The organism is Pseudomonas sp. fls2-241-R2A-110 (assembly GCF_030209165.1).
In the GTDB taxonomy this organism is placed as follows: domain Bacteria; phylum Pseudomonadota; class Gammaproteobacteria; order Pseudomonadales; family Pseudomonadaceae; genus Aquipseudomonas.
Genome location: NZ_JARVSN010000024.1, coordinates 124,224 through 141,128, shown reverse-complemented (window position 1 = coordinate 141,128; position 16,905 = coordinate 124,224). Strand labels below are relative to the sequence as shown.

Sequence of the window (16,905 nt, the reverse complement as noted above, 5' to 3'; positions counted from 1 at the left end):
AACAGTCGCCCGAGAGCACCTATAACGCATATGCATGATCGCTATAACGAACCCATCTCAATAACCTGTCATATTTGACAGTAGTCGAAGCGTTTGCTGAACCATAACCTAGAGGCGTTAGTGATTGAGACTGACTAAACCATTAGGATTCAGGAGCGCACATGAACAATACAGCCACCTGCACTGTCACCGCTGTAGTGACAGGCCTCCCTCAATATACTCAATATAAAAGCAATGGGTTTTGCCAATTCTACAAGGGCCCGATGGCCAAATTTTGGAATGCAGACTCGGCTCATCGTGCTGATCAAGAAAATGCGATTCAACTATCTGTTCAAATTCCTGACAACGGCAACAACACTTTCATCATCAACGATGACAGTAGTGACATAACGGCCGCACGGGCATCGTTGACCGAACACTCTGGGGCACTGATCAGACCTTTCATTGCAACGTCAGGCAAGTTGACAAACGTCAATATCGACTTGGCCAACCGGACAGTCGCATTTGATTTCGAATTCGTCGCCAAGTCAGGAAAACAGATCGTTGAGGTGAGTCAGGGGTCGGCCAAATATGCAGAGATTGAAGAACACTTTTTCAAACCGGCAACAATCGATAGCGACCAGTACGTCACTGCCACCCTCGAGGGGAGTACTTATTCAGAATACAACGCTAATGAATTCAATCTCTTGTGGAAGCCCGATAATGGTTTTGGCATCCGTTACCCTCAATGGCAGGGTTGGTCCAGGGTCTATACCGATGCAACGCCCCATCGGCACCGAGACACTGTTTCCGTGACCATCGCGGACGATCTTGTACCGGGCACTTATGACCTCGACGAGTACAAGGACAAAATTTATGCAATTTACGCTGAGATTGATCCAAACGGCCCATTGTATGAGGGGACGGGGGGAACACTTGTACTTGAGAAGACGCCATTGCAGGGTTCGTCAATAGGCGTACTTAAAGGTCGGATTTTAAATTTCGTAGGTGTTTTTAACGCCGAAAGACAAATGAAGTCAGATTGCATAGAGTTCAACGTGGAAGATAAAAGATAGTCGGCTTGTACTTGTGACAACGCGTTTGATGTGTCTCAAACGCGCCGTACTTGCTGCACCACTCACAGCAAGGCTATGGTGCTGCATCGCCCCTGACCGTGAGTCTCCATGCCCTTCCTTGCCCGCACCCACCCTCGCCTGTCCGCCGCCGCCCTCCTTGGCGTCGCGGCAGGCATTCTGGTTCCAGCCGATTCGATCATCAGCAAAATCCTCATTGGCTGGAATGCCGGGGTCTGGACCTACCTGATCCTGATGTTCTGGCTCGCCACGCGCGCCAAGGCTCCGGACGTGAAGCGCATTGCCGAGATTGAAGATGAAAACGCCGGTCTGGTGTTGTTCGTGGTGTGCATCGCCGCCATTGCCAGCCTCGCGACCATCACCTTTGAACTCGCCGGCAGCAAAGACCTGGAAACCACCCGCAAACTTCTGCATTACGGCTTCACCGCGATGACGGTGATCGGTTCATGGTTGTTGATCGGGGTGATTTTCAGCGTGCACTACGCTCGCCTGTTCTACACCTGGGACGGCAAAGACCTGGCGCTGCGTTTCGCTGAAGGGCTGGAAACCCCCAATTATTGGGACTTTCTGTATTTCTCCTTCACCATCGGCGTGGCGGTGCAGACCTCGGATGTGGGCGTAGCGACACGGGGCATGCGCAAGATTGTGCTGGCGCAATCGCTGATCGGTTTTTTGTTCAACACGGCGATCCTTGGCTTCTCGATCAACATCGCAGCCGGACTGTTCAACTGATGCGTGCACAAACGTTCTAGGTATCGACCTCGGCATCGGCGTTAAATAAGCCGGTATTCCGTCTCACAGGTGCAGCATGTCCCCTGACAACTGGATCGAACTGGCCCAGGACGCCGATACCGGCATCGAGACCCTGCGCGCGCATTTCCAGGGCCATGCCTACGACCCGCATTGGCACGACAGCTACCTGGTGGGCGTGACCGAACAAGGCGTCCAGCAATTCAATTGTCGTCGGGCGAAACATCAGAGCACCCCGGGCAAAGTGTTTCTGCTGGAACCGGGCGATATCCACGACGGCGAAGCACCGACCGAAGACGGCTTCACTTACCGCATGCTGTACCTCGACCCGCTGTGGTTGCAGCGTGAACTAAGTGTGGTCTTCGAAAACGCTCCCGATAACAGTCAATTGAGCTTCGCTCACACGCTGGCCAGCGACCCGCGACTGGCCCACGCCACTAGCCTGGCGTTTCAAACCCTGCATCACGGTGAGCTGAAGATCGTGCGCCAGACCGCCCTCGACAATTTGCTCGAACGCCTGACCAGTCACCTGCACTGGCGCACTCGGTACGGTGAAGATCCACGCCTGCCGCTGGTGGCGCAGAAAGCTCGGGATTACCTGCACGCCAACGCCCAATTCGATATCGGTCTTGATCAGGTTGCCACCGCGGCGGGTGTCGACAGATTTCGTCTGACTCGGGCCTTCAAGGCCGCCTATGGCCTGGCGCCACACGCCTATTTGGTGCAGTTACGGTTGTCGAAGGCGCGGCGAATGCTGGCCGACGGCGTGCAACCGGCTGCAGTGGCCATGGAGTTGGGGTTTGCCGATCAAAGTCATCTGGGACGTTGGTTCGTTCGGGCCTATGGCCTGACGCCAGCGATGTACCGCAAGCGCTGCTCAAATCTTCCAGACGTTTGATTCTCGACTTGTGAACATCTACTCCTGCGATTTATTCAGGAGCCTGACCTCATGCTGTCCACATTCCCGACCCTGTTACCGTTTTTACTGTTCGCTTTCGTAGCCTCTATTACGCCGGGGCCGACCAATATTCTCGTATTGAGCACCAGCGCCCGACATGGCTTCAAGGCGGCCCTTCCGATCGTGTTCGGTGCCTGTTCAAGCGCTGCGTTGATGGTGCTGCTGGTCGGTAGCGGTCTGGGTTCGACATTACACGCACACCCGGTGATTCACGCGACGGTGTACTGGGCGGGCATTGCCTGGCTTAACTATCTGGGATGGAGAATATTTTGGTCACCGTCCGTTGAGTTAAATTCGCAATCTTTGCCCTCAGGCCCACGGCTTGGATTCTGGAGCTCGGCGGGCCTTCAGTGGATCAACCCGAAGAGCTGGATGATGGCGTTGGCCGTGATCAGTGTGTTCACCGCCGGTGGTGGTGACAAGGCCGCGAAGGTGCAGCAACTGTCACTGCTGTTCTTTTTGATCGCACTCCCTTGCCTGGGCGCTTGGGCGGCGCTGGGGAGCGGGACGGCACACTTGCTACGGTCAGACCGCGCGCGAAGCTGTTTCAACAGGACCATGGGCGTATTGCTGATAGCCGCCGCCTGGCTACCTGCATTCGTTTAGTTTTGTCGCTATAAAAAGCCCGTTGTAAACTGTCAACTATGACAGTTTACAACGTGTTCTAAACCAGGCTCTCATAGCACATCCAGGATTAGGGCCTGCCACGGCCTTTGGATACCTTACTCAAAGTAACGGGAGACCCAATCCATGAATGCTGTTATCAAACGTACCGGTTTTGCCGCAGGTAATTATGTGATTGCCAAAGCGTTCGCCAATACCGAACTAACCTTTGTCGATTTCAACGCTACCTCTCGGCTGATCGGCAAGGTCAAAACGGGAGCCAAGAAACTTGACGCCCTCTGTATTACCGCTATCGAACGAAGTGATAAACGTACCCGCGCGTCACAAACGACTGTTCGTGAACTGACTATCCTGCTTCCCGACAGCCTGGATGTTGGTGAATACGAAGTAAAAGGCCGTGACGATGTAGGATTCAGTTTAAAAAACGATGACGGTACTGTTTATGAAGGTATCTCCGGCAACATTTCGATCACGCCGGCGAGCGAAGGAAACGTCAAGGGCAGCTTCAATGTCAATATTGAAATGCCCAACACCGAAGAGCAAACGTTTATTCTCAAGGGCGACTTCCAGGTGTTAAAAGCAGGTTAACCCTGCCACATAATAAAAAAGGGAAGCCTCGGCTTCCCTTTTTTATTCAAGATCAGAACTTGTAATGAGCCCCCATATTGATACCGAAGTCCTTGGTGACGTTGTCACCCTTGCTGGTGTCCAGTTCAGTGTGCAACTGCCACCGGTCATTCAATGTCCAGGCCACGCCAGTGCCGACTTCCAAACGGTTACCTCGCAGGTCATTTTCGAAGGAGTTCTGATTGACCCGCACTTCATTGCTTTTCACAAACTCACGAACGACGGCTGCACGGATGTGCGGTTGCAGAACACTGCCGTTGGCCAACGTCATGCCACGGCCCAGTGTTACACCCGCCTTGCCAAGCATGGACCGCGTGGTATCGGCATCCACCTTCAAACCGTTATCCAGGCTGAAGTCCTGGCCTTGCACCGAGGCCATCTGCCACTGAGTGAAGGGTTCGATGTAATACCCATCCTTGAACTCGATGTGCTTGCCGAACTCCACCGACGCACTGGCCCCTAGATTGTTGTAGCTACCCTTGGTCAAGGTGTCATCGCTCAATGACACCTTGGCTTTATTGCGAAAATGGTTGAGCTTGGCCACGGTATCCAGGTAGTAGCCGCTATCGCCCAACCAAGTACCGTAGACCCCAAGCGAAGTACTGCCGATTTCACCGGAACTGCCGCGACTCAGATCAAGGTCCGACTGGCTGTAACCGATAAAAGCCCCCAACAACATCTGTTCGCCGGCAATCTGGACCGGCGTATCCACGCCCATGGACAACCCGGCCTGGCGCTGACTGTATCCATTACCGTAAGCGTTATTGCTGATGCTGTAGCGATTGCCATACGAGCGAATCCAGCCTCCCGTCGGACTGCTGCTGCTTCGCAACTCGCCCATGCGGTTGGTCAGCGAAGCCATTTCACCGTAGATCACCGTCGGCGCGGTACCGAAGATCGCCATGACCGCGCGGGTGGGCGTGCTCACCACCTCCCTGTCGGGACGCAGATACCAATCCTCACCCTCCTTGACCAGCTGATAGGTAAAGGCCCCGGAATCCAACCTCCCGTTGGGCAGAGCGAATTGGGCACTACTGCTGCCGACCGACTGCACCACTTTGATCTGCGAATCATTGACCGGATCCGAACCGCTGCTGGAAACCCGCAATTGATGACTGCCAGTCGCGCTTCCGGTGAGGTTCAACAGATTGGTCTGGTGGGTGCGAAAGTCAGTGCCAATTTCAAAGGTACCGTTACCGCTCAGATTGGCCACGTTGAGCTGAAAGTACTCCTTATCACCTCCCAGCCGGACAATCCCTCCATTGTTTAGATTGAGATTGTTCACGGACTGGCTTTGCGTCATTTGCCAGAACGCCTGGTTATTGATGGAAAAATTGCTCACATTGTTGACCTGTCCGGTCAGGCTCGCCCCATTATCCAGAGTGAGACTGGACAGACTCTCCGTAGCCGCCGTGACATTACCCTTCATCTGGCTTTGGTTATTGATCGAAGCAGTGGAGACATCCTGCAAGTCACCCGTGAACGTGGACGCGTTGTTGATCGTTACTGCCGACGCTCGCAATACATTACCTGTCACCACGCTCTGATGATTGACCGAGACATTGGCGGTATCTTGCAGATTGCCGGTGAGCGAAGACCCGTTGTCGAGCGACACGCTTGAAGCGCCCAGCACATTGCCGGTCATTTGCGCCTGATTGTTGAGGGTCGCGTTGGTGACATTCTGCATATCACCGTTGAGTACCGCTTTATTTTGCAAGGTAACGTTTGCCGAACCACCCGCCGCCACAATCACATTGCCGACCACATGGCTGTCGTCGACCAGCAGGTTGGCCAAAGCGCCAGTTCGCACATCAAGCACAATGCCGTTGCCACCTTTGAGGCTGGAGCCGTTACTGACTTCAATGTCGGCAATGGTCGGGAAGTTCGGCGCATTGATACCGACAACGATGGCCGAGCCGGTTTTACCTTCGACATGGGTGTTGTTCAGAAAAATCTTCGAATGAATCAGCGCTGAAGCCAAGGTATCAGTGCCAACGGTCACACCATTGAGCCCCCCTGTAACCGTACTGCCTGTAGCGGACAACGAGCCTTCGAGCAGACGAATCCCGAAGCTGCTGGCCCCGGTGCCCTCGACGATGGAGTTCTGCACATTCAGCTCGCTGAAACGATTGCCGGCAATGCCCCCTTGCAGGCCACTGACGACACTGTTATTGCTCAGGTTCACCCTGGAGCCGCCAACGCTGGTAATGTTGCGAACAGCTGATATTCCGACCCCGTTTATGCTGGTGACCGTTGAATTATTCAACGTGGCCGTCGCATTCGTCAGGGCAATGCCGTTTTGAAGCCCGCCAGCACCCGTCGAATTGGTCGTCGAATTGCGCAGATCAATCAGCCCGCCTGTCGTACTGGCGATGCCCAGCGTTGTGGCACTTGAGCCAATGAGTGTGGCGTTGTTCAGCACTTGCCACGTATCCAGGGGTGTACTGGAATCTATGTTTTGAGTGGTGCCTGCCGGTATGGTGGCGGCCTGAACCGCAGAAATATTAAGCAGGCCCGGCATGAAGGACAACATCCATACACTGAGTGTTGTTTTGGAAAAAGTGAGTACTGGCTTTGGCGACATAGTTGAGTCCTACTCGATTACATTCCTTCAGGAACGAGTGACCGACTCGGGAAAATCGCAAGCCGGACTAATAACGGCCGCCAGACTACGGATGAATCCTTGAACGATATGTAGGATAAGTCGGCCTTAAAGTAGGACTTATCCTTTTTTATACGTATGAACTTCCGTATCCGAACGTAAAAAACTCCTTGCTGATGAAGAAGAAAACGCTCTCCCTCATCAGCAAGCAGTAGAGCTTGACGTGTTAATTACGGTGAAACTTCCGGACGCTCTAGCTCGCAATACACAAGGCTGGCGTTCAATATTTGGACTGCAACGGTAACTTCCGACGTAATACCGTTAACCGTGTAAGCGATGCGCGCATAACGGGCCGCCGGGCGCGTTTTGCCGTCGGGGCTTGGCAGTTGAATCGTTCTGATTTGCGGGTTGTACTCCGTCAGATTGAATTCCAATGGACCTGTCGCTGGCATGGGCGCCGAACGGGTAATCAGCGTACCGGGAATCGGCGCCGCACCCACGGCATTGGTGACCCGTCCTTCGAAATTCAAATTCACCATTGCGCCGGTCGGGATATTGGCATCGCGCTCGATACGAATCCGCAGGCTACGCGGCTGAAACGGCGGCATCGGGCCGTTTGGCACGACTGGGTGATTAAAGGCCGGGCAACTGATACTGGTGATGAAGCGCTCAGGTATCAAGTTGCCAGTTGGCCCTCTGAAGGCAGATACAACGATTCTAGGCACAGGCAGGTTGATCACGATTGCCGTCACGTCGACTTTGGTCGTGATCAGTTGTTTCATCTTATTGGCACTGCCAGGGAACTCGATTGTGATATAGGCCTCTCTGGCATTTGCACCCGTACCATTGCCCTCGGCAAGGATCGTGGCCCATGATAATGCGGTGCGCACAGACGTATCGCCGATGCGCACCGGCACAGGGTTGCCGACCTGTTTGCCTTGGTAAAAGAACGTGACAATTTCTCGCCCGCTCACAGGCCGGGCAGGGTCACTCCAGATCGGCCAGATCATTTCTGCAGCAATACCGGCTTGCGCTGGAGTGAGCGTATTGGGATTTGGAACGGGCGTTCCTGCACCTTGTACGACTACCGGCACAATATTGGGGTTTTCCAGATCCGGCAGGTTCGGCTGCTCCGGCCCCGCGTATGCAAAGTCAATAATACCGAACGCCGGGGGTGAAACCGGGTTGGGGTTAATGGTGGGCCGGCCCAGTTCAAACCAGTACTCGAATTCCACTTCATCCAGGCCGTTTGCGTCGCCAAAGACCAGGGAAAAAAAGTCGTAGTCCAGCGAGAACTTCAGAGGACCTGGAGTACCGGCCGGAGGGATCGTTTGTTCGTTGACCTCAAATATTCCCTGAGAGGAAGACATGTACGGGATTACCCGGTCATTTTCAATTGAATTTATCGGATGATCAGTTTCCATGATGACTTTCGACGGTGGCGGATTAACCGTCGTCAAGTTAATCGCAATGGCACCTGTGGGGCCGGTGACCGGAATGCGTGGCGCATCGAGGATTGGCGCTGGTGTTACAACCCGTTGTAACAGGGTTGTAATAGCTGCGTTATTACTGATACTCCCTGGCAAGTCCGTCAGGTTGTAGGAATAATAGTATGTCCCTTCTGCCAGGTTCTGCAGAAAACTCAGCGGAATGTTGATAACCCCGTCGGCAGGAAGTGGCCCACTGAACGCGGGTGTTTCCCCTTGCATCAACGTGAAGGTCGTCAACTGCGAAATGTAGAAGTTGACGACGTCGTTGCCCGCTTCAAACTTCTGATAGGTGTTGGGAACGTTAAGGTTCAGACCACCGGCATTGGCAGGGTCATTCAACCAGGCATCATTAATGATTGCGGGCACGGTCGTCCCTAGTGTCAGCAATGTCGGCCGATTCCCGGTGCCGTTGGGACCACCTGGCTGACGCTGATGAGGGGCGGTCAGATCGATCAATGCTTCAGCGTACGGGCTGGAAGTATCGACGTTGCCGGGCACATCATGAATGACAAAAGCAAATTCGTACGCCGTGTAGTCACCCGCCGCATGGAATTTTTCGATAAGGGTATCGACAGGTACATCAAATGTAACCGGGAACGTCCAGTCGCCTCCTGATTGATCGACCTTTAACTTCGTTGCCACAATAAACGTCGGATCGAACTCGTTAATAACTGTTCCTTTCGGAAAAACATGAAGATCGATCCGGGCTGCACCCAGATCACTTTTGTCAGCAACATCTGACAACTCAACTTTTATGAGTCTGTCTTCTCTTAGTTGCTTGTAAGTCAGCCTGCGATCCGCCAACTGACCAACAATAATGGGAGTCACGGCAAGCACGCCGATTGCATCCTTAACGGGCATATTCATTTTTGAAAACTCCATCGGTGAGTGATTCATTGAACAATCAACGTCAATACCCAATAAACAATCGTGCGACGACAGGCTGCAGGCTTCTGGCACCAACGCTTTACCACTTTCGATATCATCTAACGCATCATCTACAACTATTGAACCCAAGCCTCTCGCGAGAACCGGACCACAGGGCGGTTGCCCTGGAAGAGTCCTGTCAATCTTCAACAAGCCAACTGCCGACTTCCCCAGCGCAATACCGTTTCTAAAAAGCGTGTAGTGAGCCAGTGCCGATCCATATTGAATGGGTTTTATATATTGCTCATACTTATCGTTCCCAAGAACAAAGAGGGGACCCTCTTCAACGTCTGTTTTTGTCAATGTTTTACTGACTTGCAACGCTGTTCCCGGGATAGGCCTAACCCCGTTGAGACTGTCGAACCCCTCCCAACCCAGAACACACTCATCACCCAAACTAAAACGCCCCGGCTGTACGGGAGCCTTAATGTGTACTGCCTCCCACACCTTCGGAGAAGAACTGCAATTGAGGTATCCCCACAGTGTGGTATTGGGAAACGTCGGCTCTTCAAGATTCACCGGAACAGGACGTCTGACAATGAATGTTTGAGGCAATGAAGTATCTTCATTGCCGCTGTCACCCTGGGTGACCCGGTACTTCAAATCGATATTGCCGTTACGCTGCAGGTACTGCGCCGGTAACAAAAAGAAGTTCGGGATGGTGACGGGAACCGGAAACGGGTTGCTGTAGAACAACGTTTCTATATTTGCTCCCGGCTCTGTCACCCAGATTTCCAGCAAATCGCTGTTGCCAATGATGACGGAAGGGTTGGGCCATTTTGGAATCAACAACCTGGCGCCGTCTGTGGAGGTCACTGGCGGAAGCACACGATCGGCACCTACACCCTCGATTTCCAAGGGCACGGCAAACAATCCGATGGACGTTTCGTTGTTGGCAAGTGACGACATATCTTTATCTCTTTGAAGGCTGCCACTTCAGCCTTGGTGGAATTAGACCCACTTGCCTCTTGCCTGCCTACTGTCATATCTGACAGGTTTTTCCACCGTTCGTCGGTAAAAATACGCTCCTCAGACTGGCTGACGGTTAGAAAAACTTGACGACGTTGCGGAAAATGTTGTTCTCTGAAACCGGTTTCATTGTCGAACAATGGAATTACCTGAATGACTAATAAGAAGATCGCCAGATGAACGATTTCTCCGCCGCCCAGCGCAGCCGCGTCACGATGCTCGACGTCGCCGAACATGCCGGCGTCTCGAAAGCCAGCGTCTCGCGCTTCATCGGCGATGACCGCGCCCTGCTTTCCGACGCCACGGCCTTGCGCATCGAGCAGGCGATTGCCGCACTCGGCTATCGCCCCAACCAGATGGCCCGTGGCCTGAAACGCGGTCGAACCCGCCTGATCGGCATGCTGGTGGCCGATATCCGTAACCCTTATTCGATTGCCGTGATGCACGGGGTGGAAACCGCCTGCCGTCAGCACGGCTACAGCCTGGTGGTGTGCAACACCGATCGTGATGACGAGCAGGAGCGTCAACACCTGGCGCTGCTGCGCTCGTACAACATCGAAGGCTTGATCGTGAACACCCTCGGGCATCACCGCGATGAATTGCGCGAGTTGCATCGTGAAATGCCGATGGTGCTGGTGGATCGTAAGGTCGAGCAGCTTGAGAGCGATCTGGTCGGGCTAGACAATCCGGCCGCTGTTGAAATGGCCCTCGCCCACCTTGAAGAACGCGGTTATCGCGATGTGCTGATGGTGACGGAGCCGTTTGACGGCACCAGTTCGCGGATCGAGCGAGTCGGCAGTTTCAAGTCGCAGATCGAGCAACGCGCGGCGATGTCCGGCGCAGTGGTGGAAACCGGCAGCGAGCTGACCTCGCACCTGAAAACCTTCTTGAACACACCCGGCGTTGGCCCGAAAGCGTTGTTTTGTGCCAACGGCATTGCAGCATTGGCGACCACTCACGCGTTGCGGGAATTGCAGTGCAACCTGTTTGAAGAGGTGGGGCTGATCGCCCTGGATGACCTGGATTGGTATCCGTTGGTGGGCAGCGGGATTACCGCCCTTGCCCAGCCCACGGTGGAGATTGGCGCGAGTGCATTTGAATGTTTGCTCAAGCGGTTACGCGGGGATGACGGGCCGGTGCGGACCCTGGATTTTTCGGCTCGGTTGATAGTGCGTGGGTCGACTCTGGGGGATTTGCGGTGAATGTTCCGGCCTCATCGCGAGCAGGCTCGCTCCCACATTGGTTTTGTGTACGCCACAGATCCCCTGTAGGAGTGAGCCTGCTCGCGATGAGGCCCTAAAGGACAGGACAAAACTCAAGACAGCCTTTTTTTTGAATAAAAATGAAACCGGTTTCAGAGGTGCAGAACAATGAATAAACCACCCGTTTCCATCAGCCTTTCCAGCTACGGCGCCGACCTTGTCCGCCAACGCGGCCAAGGCAGTTTTATCGAAGTATTGGCCGCAGCCGGTGCCACACGCATTGAGTGGCGCGAAGAGTTGCTGACCGATGAAGACCCACGGCAACTGGCCGAGGACACACAATCACAGGGCCTGGAGAGTATCTACTCCTCGCCGATGGAGCTGTGGCTGGCCGGTCAGTCGAAGCCCAATCCTGACCTGCGCGCGACCCTTGAACGCGCCCAGACGTTCGGCGCCAAATGGCTGAAAGTGTCGCTGGGCTATTTCACCGACAACAATGACTTGCTGGCCCTGGATCGTGTGCTGGCCCAGAGCCCGGTGCAACTGCTGGTGGAAAACGACCAGACCTTGCACGGAGGACGCATTGAACCGTTCCAGCGCTTTTTCGGCGAAGTGGAGCAACACAACCTGCCAATCAAAATGACTTTCGACATCGGTAACTGGCACTGGCAGGACCAATCCGCCGCCAGCGCCGCCCGGTTGCTTGGCCGGCATGTCGGTTATGTGCATTGCAAGGCCGTGATGCGCCGCGCCGACGGCAAACTGGTCGCCATCCCACCCACCGCCAGCGACGTGCATGAGTGGGAACAACTGCTGCGGCACATGGCCCAAGGCGTCATGCGGGCGGCGGAATATCCGCTGCAAGGCGATGATCTGATCCAGCTTACCACCGAACACGTCGCCACCCTCGCCCACCTCGGTCAATCCCGTTTGGAGAGCGCTCATGCCTGAGTTCGATATTCTGTCATTCGGCGAAACCATGGCGATGTTCGTCGCCGAGCAGAACGGTGATCTGGCCGAGGTGAGCCAATTCCACAAGCACATTGCCGGGGCCGACAGCAACGTCGCGATTGGCCTGTCACGGCTGGGTTTCAACGTGGCGTGGTTGAGCCGGGTTGGCGCTGACTCGCTGGGCCGGTTTGTCGTCGACACCCTGGAAAAAGAAGGTCTGGATTGCAGTCACGTCGCCATCGACCCTGCACACCCGACCGGTTTTCAGCTCAAATCCCGCGCCGACGATGGCAGCGATCCCGTGGTCGAGTATTTCCGTCGCGGTTCGGCGGCCAGTCATTTGTCGGTGCAATCGATCTCCGAGCCGTTGCTCACCGCTCGCCACTTGCACGCCACCGGCATTCCGGCGGCGCTGTCCGTGTCGACCCGGGAGATGTCATTCGAACTGATGACGCGCATGCGCCAGGCCGGGCGCAGTGTGTCCTTCGACCCAAATCTGCGCCCGAGCCTGTGGGCCAGCGAACAACTGATGATCACTGAAATAAACCGCCTCGCCGCCCTCGCCCATTGGGTGCTGCCGGGATTGAGTGAAGGACGTCTGCTGACCGGGTTCGACGACCCGGCCGACATTGCGGCGTTCTACCTCGACCTGGGCGTTGAAGCGGTGGCGATCAAGCTCGGGCCGCATGGCGCGTATTACCGCACGCAGCTGGACGAGGGATTTGTTGCCGGCGTGCCGGTAGAAACCGTGGTCGACACCGTCGGCGCTGGCGATGGCTTTGCGGTCGGGATGATCAGCGCCTTGCTGGAAAACCACAGCGTTGCCGATGCCGTGGGGCGCGCCAACTGGATTGGCAGCCGCGCGGTTCAGAGTCGGGGGGACATGGAAGGGTTGCCGACCCGGCTGGAAATGTCCGTCGAATTCGAGGCCGCCATCGCGGGCAAGCCCGTTCCCACCGGGGGTTTTTGTTTCACCTAGATCCAATGTGGGAGCGAGCTTGCTCGCGATGAGGCCTGCACAGTCACTGAAGATATTTAAACCGTTACCTGCTGCGACAAAAACAACAAGCTCAGGAGCACCACTATGAAAACCGCAACACTCGCCGCCCGCCGTTGGTGGTACATCATGCCCATCGTTTTCATCACCTACAGCCTGGCGTATCTGGACCGCGCCAATTATGGATTCGCCGCCGCCTCGGGCATGGCCGCCGACCTGATGATCACGCCGGGCCTGTCGTCGATGCTCGGCGCACTGTTCTTCCTTGGCTACTTTTTCTTCCAGGTGCCGGGCGCAATCTATGCCCAGAAACACAGTGTGAAAAAGCTCATCTTCGTCAGCCTGATCCTCTGGGGCGGCCTGGCCACGTTGACCGGGATCGTTTCCAACGCCTATTGGCTGGTGGTGATTCGCTTCATGCTCGGCGTGGTCGAAGCCGCCGTGATGCCAGCAATGCTGGTGTACCTGTGCCACTGGTTCACCCGTGCCGAACGCTCGCGCGCCAACACCTTTTTGATCCTCGGCAACCCGGTGACCATGCTCTGGATGTCGGTGGTGTCGGGTTATCTGGTGCAGCATTTCAGCTGGCGCTGGATGTTCATCATCGAAGGGTTGCCGGCGGTGCTGTGGGCCTTTATCTGGTGGCGCCTGGCCGATGATCGTCCGGCCCAGGCCAAATGGCTGACCGAACAAGAGAAGCAGGATCTGCAAAGCGCCCTCGCCGCCGAGCAGGTCGGCATCAAAGCCGTGAAGAACTACGCCGAAGCTTTCCGCTCACCGAAAGTCATCATCCTGGCCTTGCAGTTTTTCTGCTGGAGCATTGGTGTCTACGGTTTCGTGTTGTGGCTGCCGTCGATCCTCAAGGCCGGTGCGCAGATGGACATGATCGAGGCCGGCTGGCTTTCGGCGCTGCCGTATCTGGCGGCCGTGATCGGCATGCTGCTGGTGTCCTGGGGTTCGGACAAACTGCAGAAACGCAAACGTTTCGTCTGGCCGCCGCTGCTGATTGCCTCGATCGCGTTCTACGGTTCCTACGCCTTGGGCGCCGAACATTTCTGGTGGTCCTACACCCTATTGGTCATCGCTGGCGCCTGCATGTATGCGCCTTACGGACCGTTCTTCGCCATCGTTCCCGAAATCCTTCCGGCCAACGTCGCGGGTGGCGCGATGGCGCTGATCAACAGCATGGGCGCACTGGGTTCGTTTGGTGGTTCGTATCTGGTGGGTTACCTGAACAGTTCCACGGGATCTCCGGGTGCGTCTTATCTGTTGATGAGCGGCGCGTTGATGCTCTCGGTGGTGTTGACGATTTTCCTCAAGCCCGGTGCCAGTGACCGGGTCGTGGCTGCGCAGCGGCCCGCGACTGCTCACCCTTGAATTGAAGTTGAGACGATGACGATGAAAAAGCAGGTTGTGCTGTACAAGAAACTTTCTCCGCTGCTGATGGCGCGCCTGCATGAGCACGCCGACGTGACGCTGATCGACAACCTCAACCCGGAGGGCATCGCGCAACTGCGCGACGCCCTGCCCCGGGCCCAGGGTTTGCTCGGTGCGAGCCTGAAACTGGATGCGCAATTGCTGGACCTGGCGCCGCATCTGGAAGCCATCGCCAGCGTCTCCGTCGGTGTCGACAATTACGACATCGACTACCTGACCGAGCGCCGGATCCTGCTCAGCAACACCCCTGACGTGCTGACCGAAACCACCGCCGACACCGGTTTCGCACTGATCCTGGCCACGGCCCGGCGCGTGGTGGAACTGGCGAACATGGTTCGCGCCGGCCAATGGCAGCGCAACATCGGCCCGGTGCATTTCGGCACGGACGTGCATGGCAAAACGTTGGGCATCATCGGCATGGGGCGCATCGGTGAGGCGTTGGCCCAGCGCGGACATTTCGGCTTTGGCATGCCGGTGATCTATCACAGCCATTCACCGAAACCCGCGGTTGAGCAGCGCTTCAATGCTCAATACCGCAGCCTCACGGAGTTGTTGCAGCAGGCCGATTTCATTTGCCTGACGTTGCCGCTGACGGCTGAAACTGAAGGCTTGATTGGCGCCGAGGAATTCGCCCTGATGCGGCCCGAGAGCATTTTCATCAATATTTCCCGGGGCAAGGTGGTGGACGAAACGGCACTGATTGAAGCGCTGCGGACCGGGCAGATTCGTGCTGCCGGGCTGGATGTGTTTGAGCGTGAGCCGCTGCAGACGGATTCGCCGTTGTTGACGTTGAACAACGTGGTGGCGACGCCGCACATGGGTTCGGCAACCCATGAAACACGCGAGGCGATGGCCAGGTGCGCGGTGGATAATCTGCTGATGGCGTTGGCGGGTGAGCGACCGAAGAATCTGGTGAATGCCGGGGCTTGGCAGGACTGATCGTTCCCACGTCGAGGCGTCGAACCGTCCGCGTGGGAATGCAGCCCGTGACGCTCTGCGTCACATGGGACGCGGAGCGTCCCCAGATGCATTCCCACGCAGAGCGTGGGAACGATCTGGAGCGCTGGTCAGGCTCGCCGCGCCTCCAGCAGTTGCTCCGCGCACGATGCAATCCGCTGGCACGCATCCGCCAGCTTCAACTGATCCACCACCAGTCCGATGCGAATATGCCCCGCCGCACTCGGTCCGAACGCCTCGCCGGCCAACACCGACACGCCGTATCCCTCCAGCAGTCGCTCGGCAAATCGCTGGGCGCACAACCCGGTCGGGCGCACGTCGACCATCACAAACATTCCGCCGTCAGGTTTGATTGCACGAATCCCGGCACTGCCATCCAACATCGAACACACCAGATCGCGACGCTGGCGATATTCCTCGCGCATCTGCGCCACCTCCGGCAAGTCTTCGTCCAATGCCAATTGCGCCGCGTTCTGAATAAAATCCGGAATGCCGAACAACATGCACAACGACAAATTCACCAGATGCTCGGCCAAGGTTTTCGGACCGATCGACCAGCCCACCCGCCAGCCGCTCATGGCATGGGATTTGGACAGGCTATTGATGGTCGCGGTGCGCTCGGCCATGCCCGGCAAACTGGCGGGGCTGGTGTGCTCGCCCTCGAACAACAGATCGCTGTAGACCTCATCGCTGATCAGCCACAGATCATGGCGCACACATAACGCGGCCAGCGCGCGCCACGTGTCGAGCGGCAAACTGGCACCGGATGGATTGTTCGGACTGTTGAGCAGGATGACGCGGGTTTTCGGCGTGATCAGTGCCGCGACATCCGCCGGGTCGACCCGAAAGCCGTTCTGCGGACGCACCGCCACCGGTACCACTTTGGCCCCGCAGGCGCCAAACACGCCTTCATAGGTCACGTACATCGGCTCGGCAACGATCACTTCATCGCCCGGATCGAGCAGGCATTGCGCAACCGAATACACGGCGCACTGCGCTCCCGGGAACACGATCACATGATCGGCGTCCACCGTCTGGCCACTGCGTTGACGATGGCGACGGGCGATGCTGCTGCGCAGTCCACGACTGCCGCGCACCTCCGGGTAATGCGTGTCGCCGGCGTGCAGGCTGTCGATGGCCGCCTGGACGATGGGCTTCGGCGTGTCGAAATCCGGATCGCCGATCGACAGCAACAATACATCGATTCCTTGTTCGCGCATTTCCAGCGCTCGGTCATGAATCTGCCAGACTGCCGCTCCGTCGCCGGCGATTCGTTGGGTCAAGGCTGAATAGCGCATGTCATTCTCCTGTCGCGCGCGGACTCCAAACCTCAACCCTACC

Annotated in this window: 13 protein-coding genes; 10 read left to right on the top strand and 3 right to left on the bottom strand. The window is 56.3% G+C overall.

Annotation, left to right across the window (positions count from 1 at the left end):
- Positions 1–161: 161 nt before the first annotated feature.
- From QRN31_RS20340 to QRN31_RS20320, 5 genes are all read left to right on the top strand, one after another.
- On the top strand, positions 162–1,055 hold the full coding sequence (locus QRN31_RS20340) for a hypothetical protein (RefSeq protein ID WP_285434075.1): 894 nt from the start codon (positions 162–164) through the stop codon (positions 1,053–1,055).
- Between the two features lie 108 nt (positions 1,056–1,163).
- Positions 1,164–1,805 carry a DUF1345 domain-containing protein gene (locus QRN31_RS20335; RefSeq protein WP_285434074.1) on the top strand — a complete coding sequence of 214 codons (642 nt, stop codon included), beginning with the start codon at positions 1,164–1,166 and terminating at the stop codon, positions 1,803–1,805.
- Between the two features lie 76 nt (positions 1,806–1,881).
- Positions 1,882–2,721 carry an AraC family transcriptional regulator gene (locus QRN31_RS20330; protein ID WP_285434073.1) on the top strand — a complete coding sequence of 280 codons (840 nt, stop codon included), beginning with the start codon at positions 1,882–1,884 and terminating at the stop codon, positions 2,719–2,721.
- A gap of 51 nt (positions 2,722–2,772) precedes the next feature.
- Positions 2,773–3,387: a LysE family translocator gene (locus tag QRN31_RS20325; protein WP_285434072.1), complete on the top strand. Its 615-nt coding sequence runs from the start codon at positions 2,773–2,775 to the stop codon at positions 3,385–3,387.
- A gap of 144 nt (positions 3,388–3,531) precedes the next feature.
- Positions 3,532–3,993 carry a hypothetical protein gene (locus QRN31_RS20320; RefSeq protein ID WP_222586497.1) on the top strand — a complete coding sequence of 154 codons (462 nt, stop codon included), beginning with the start codon at positions 3,532–3,534 and terminating at the stop codon, positions 3,991–3,993.
- Between the two features lie 52 nt (positions 3,994–4,045).
- On the opposite strand, the gene QRN31_RS20315 is transcribed toward QRN31_RS20320, so the two are convergent.
- Both QRN31_RS20315 and QRN31_RS20310 read right to left on the bottom strand, forming a co-directional pair.
- Complete coding sequence (locus tag QRN31_RS20315) at positions 4,046–6,553, bottom strand: autotransporter outer membrane beta-barrel domain-containing protein (protein ID WP_285434071.1); 2,508 nt, start codon at positions 6,551–6,553, stop codon at positions 4,046–4,048.
- Positions 6,554–6,864: 311 nt separating this feature from the next.
- Positions 6,865–9,960 (bottom strand): hypothetical protein, encoded by a 3,096-nt coding sequence (locus QRN31_RS20310; RefSeq protein ID WP_285434070.1) that lies wholly within the window; start codon positions 9,958–9,960, stop codon positions 6,865–6,867.
- A gap of 236 nt (positions 9,961–10,196) precedes the next feature.
- Here QRN31_RS20310 and QRN31_RS20305 point away from each other — a divergent pair, with 236 nt between their 5' ends.
- The 5 genes from QRN31_RS20305 (at position 10,197) to QRN31_RS20285 (ending at position 15,546) form a co-directional block, all read left to right on the top strand.
- A complete protein-coding gene (locus QRN31_RS20305; RefSeq protein WP_285434069.1) occupies positions 10,197–11,222 on the top strand; it encodes a LacI family DNA-binding transcriptional regulator in 1,026 nt (341 codons plus the stop codon).
- Between the two features lie 168 nt (positions 11,223–11,390).
- The gene (locus tag QRN31_RS20300; RefSeq protein ID WP_285434068.1) at positions 11,391–12,173 is read left to right on the top strand and encodes a sugar phosphate isomerase/epimerase family protein; all 783 of its coding nucleotides are present in this window, start codon (positions 11,391–11,393) and stop codon (positions 12,171–12,173) included.
- Complete coding sequence (locus tag QRN31_RS20295; protein ID WP_285434067.1) at positions 12,166–13,152, top strand: sugar kinase; 987 nt, start codon at positions 12,166–12,168, stop codon at positions 13,150–13,152. Before QRN31_RS20300 ends, QRN31_RS20295 begins: the two co-directional genes overlap by 8 nt.
- Positions 13,153–13,257: 105 nt before the next feature.
- Positions 13,258–14,547, top strand: a complete 1,290-nt coding sequence (locus QRN31_RS20290) for an MFS transporter (RefSeq protein WP_285434066.1) — start codon at positions 13,258–13,260, stop codon at positions 14,545–14,547.
- Between the two features lie 21 nt (positions 14,548–14,568).
- Positions 14,569–15,546, top strand: a complete 978-nt coding sequence (locus tag QRN31_RS20285; RefSeq protein ID WP_285434065.1) for an NAD(P)-dependent oxidoreductase — start codon at positions 14,569–14,571, stop codon at positions 15,544–15,546.
- A gap of 128 nt (positions 15,547–15,674) precedes the next feature.
- Here QRN31_RS20285 and QRN31_RS20280 read toward each other — a convergent pair whose 3' ends face one another.
- Complete coding sequence (locus QRN31_RS20280) at positions 15,675–16,862, bottom strand: pyridoxal phosphate-dependent aminotransferase (protein ID WP_285434064.1); 1,188 nt, start codon at positions 16,860–16,862, stop codon at positions 15,675–15,677.
- Between the last annotated feature and the right edge of the window lie 43 nt (positions 16,863–16,905).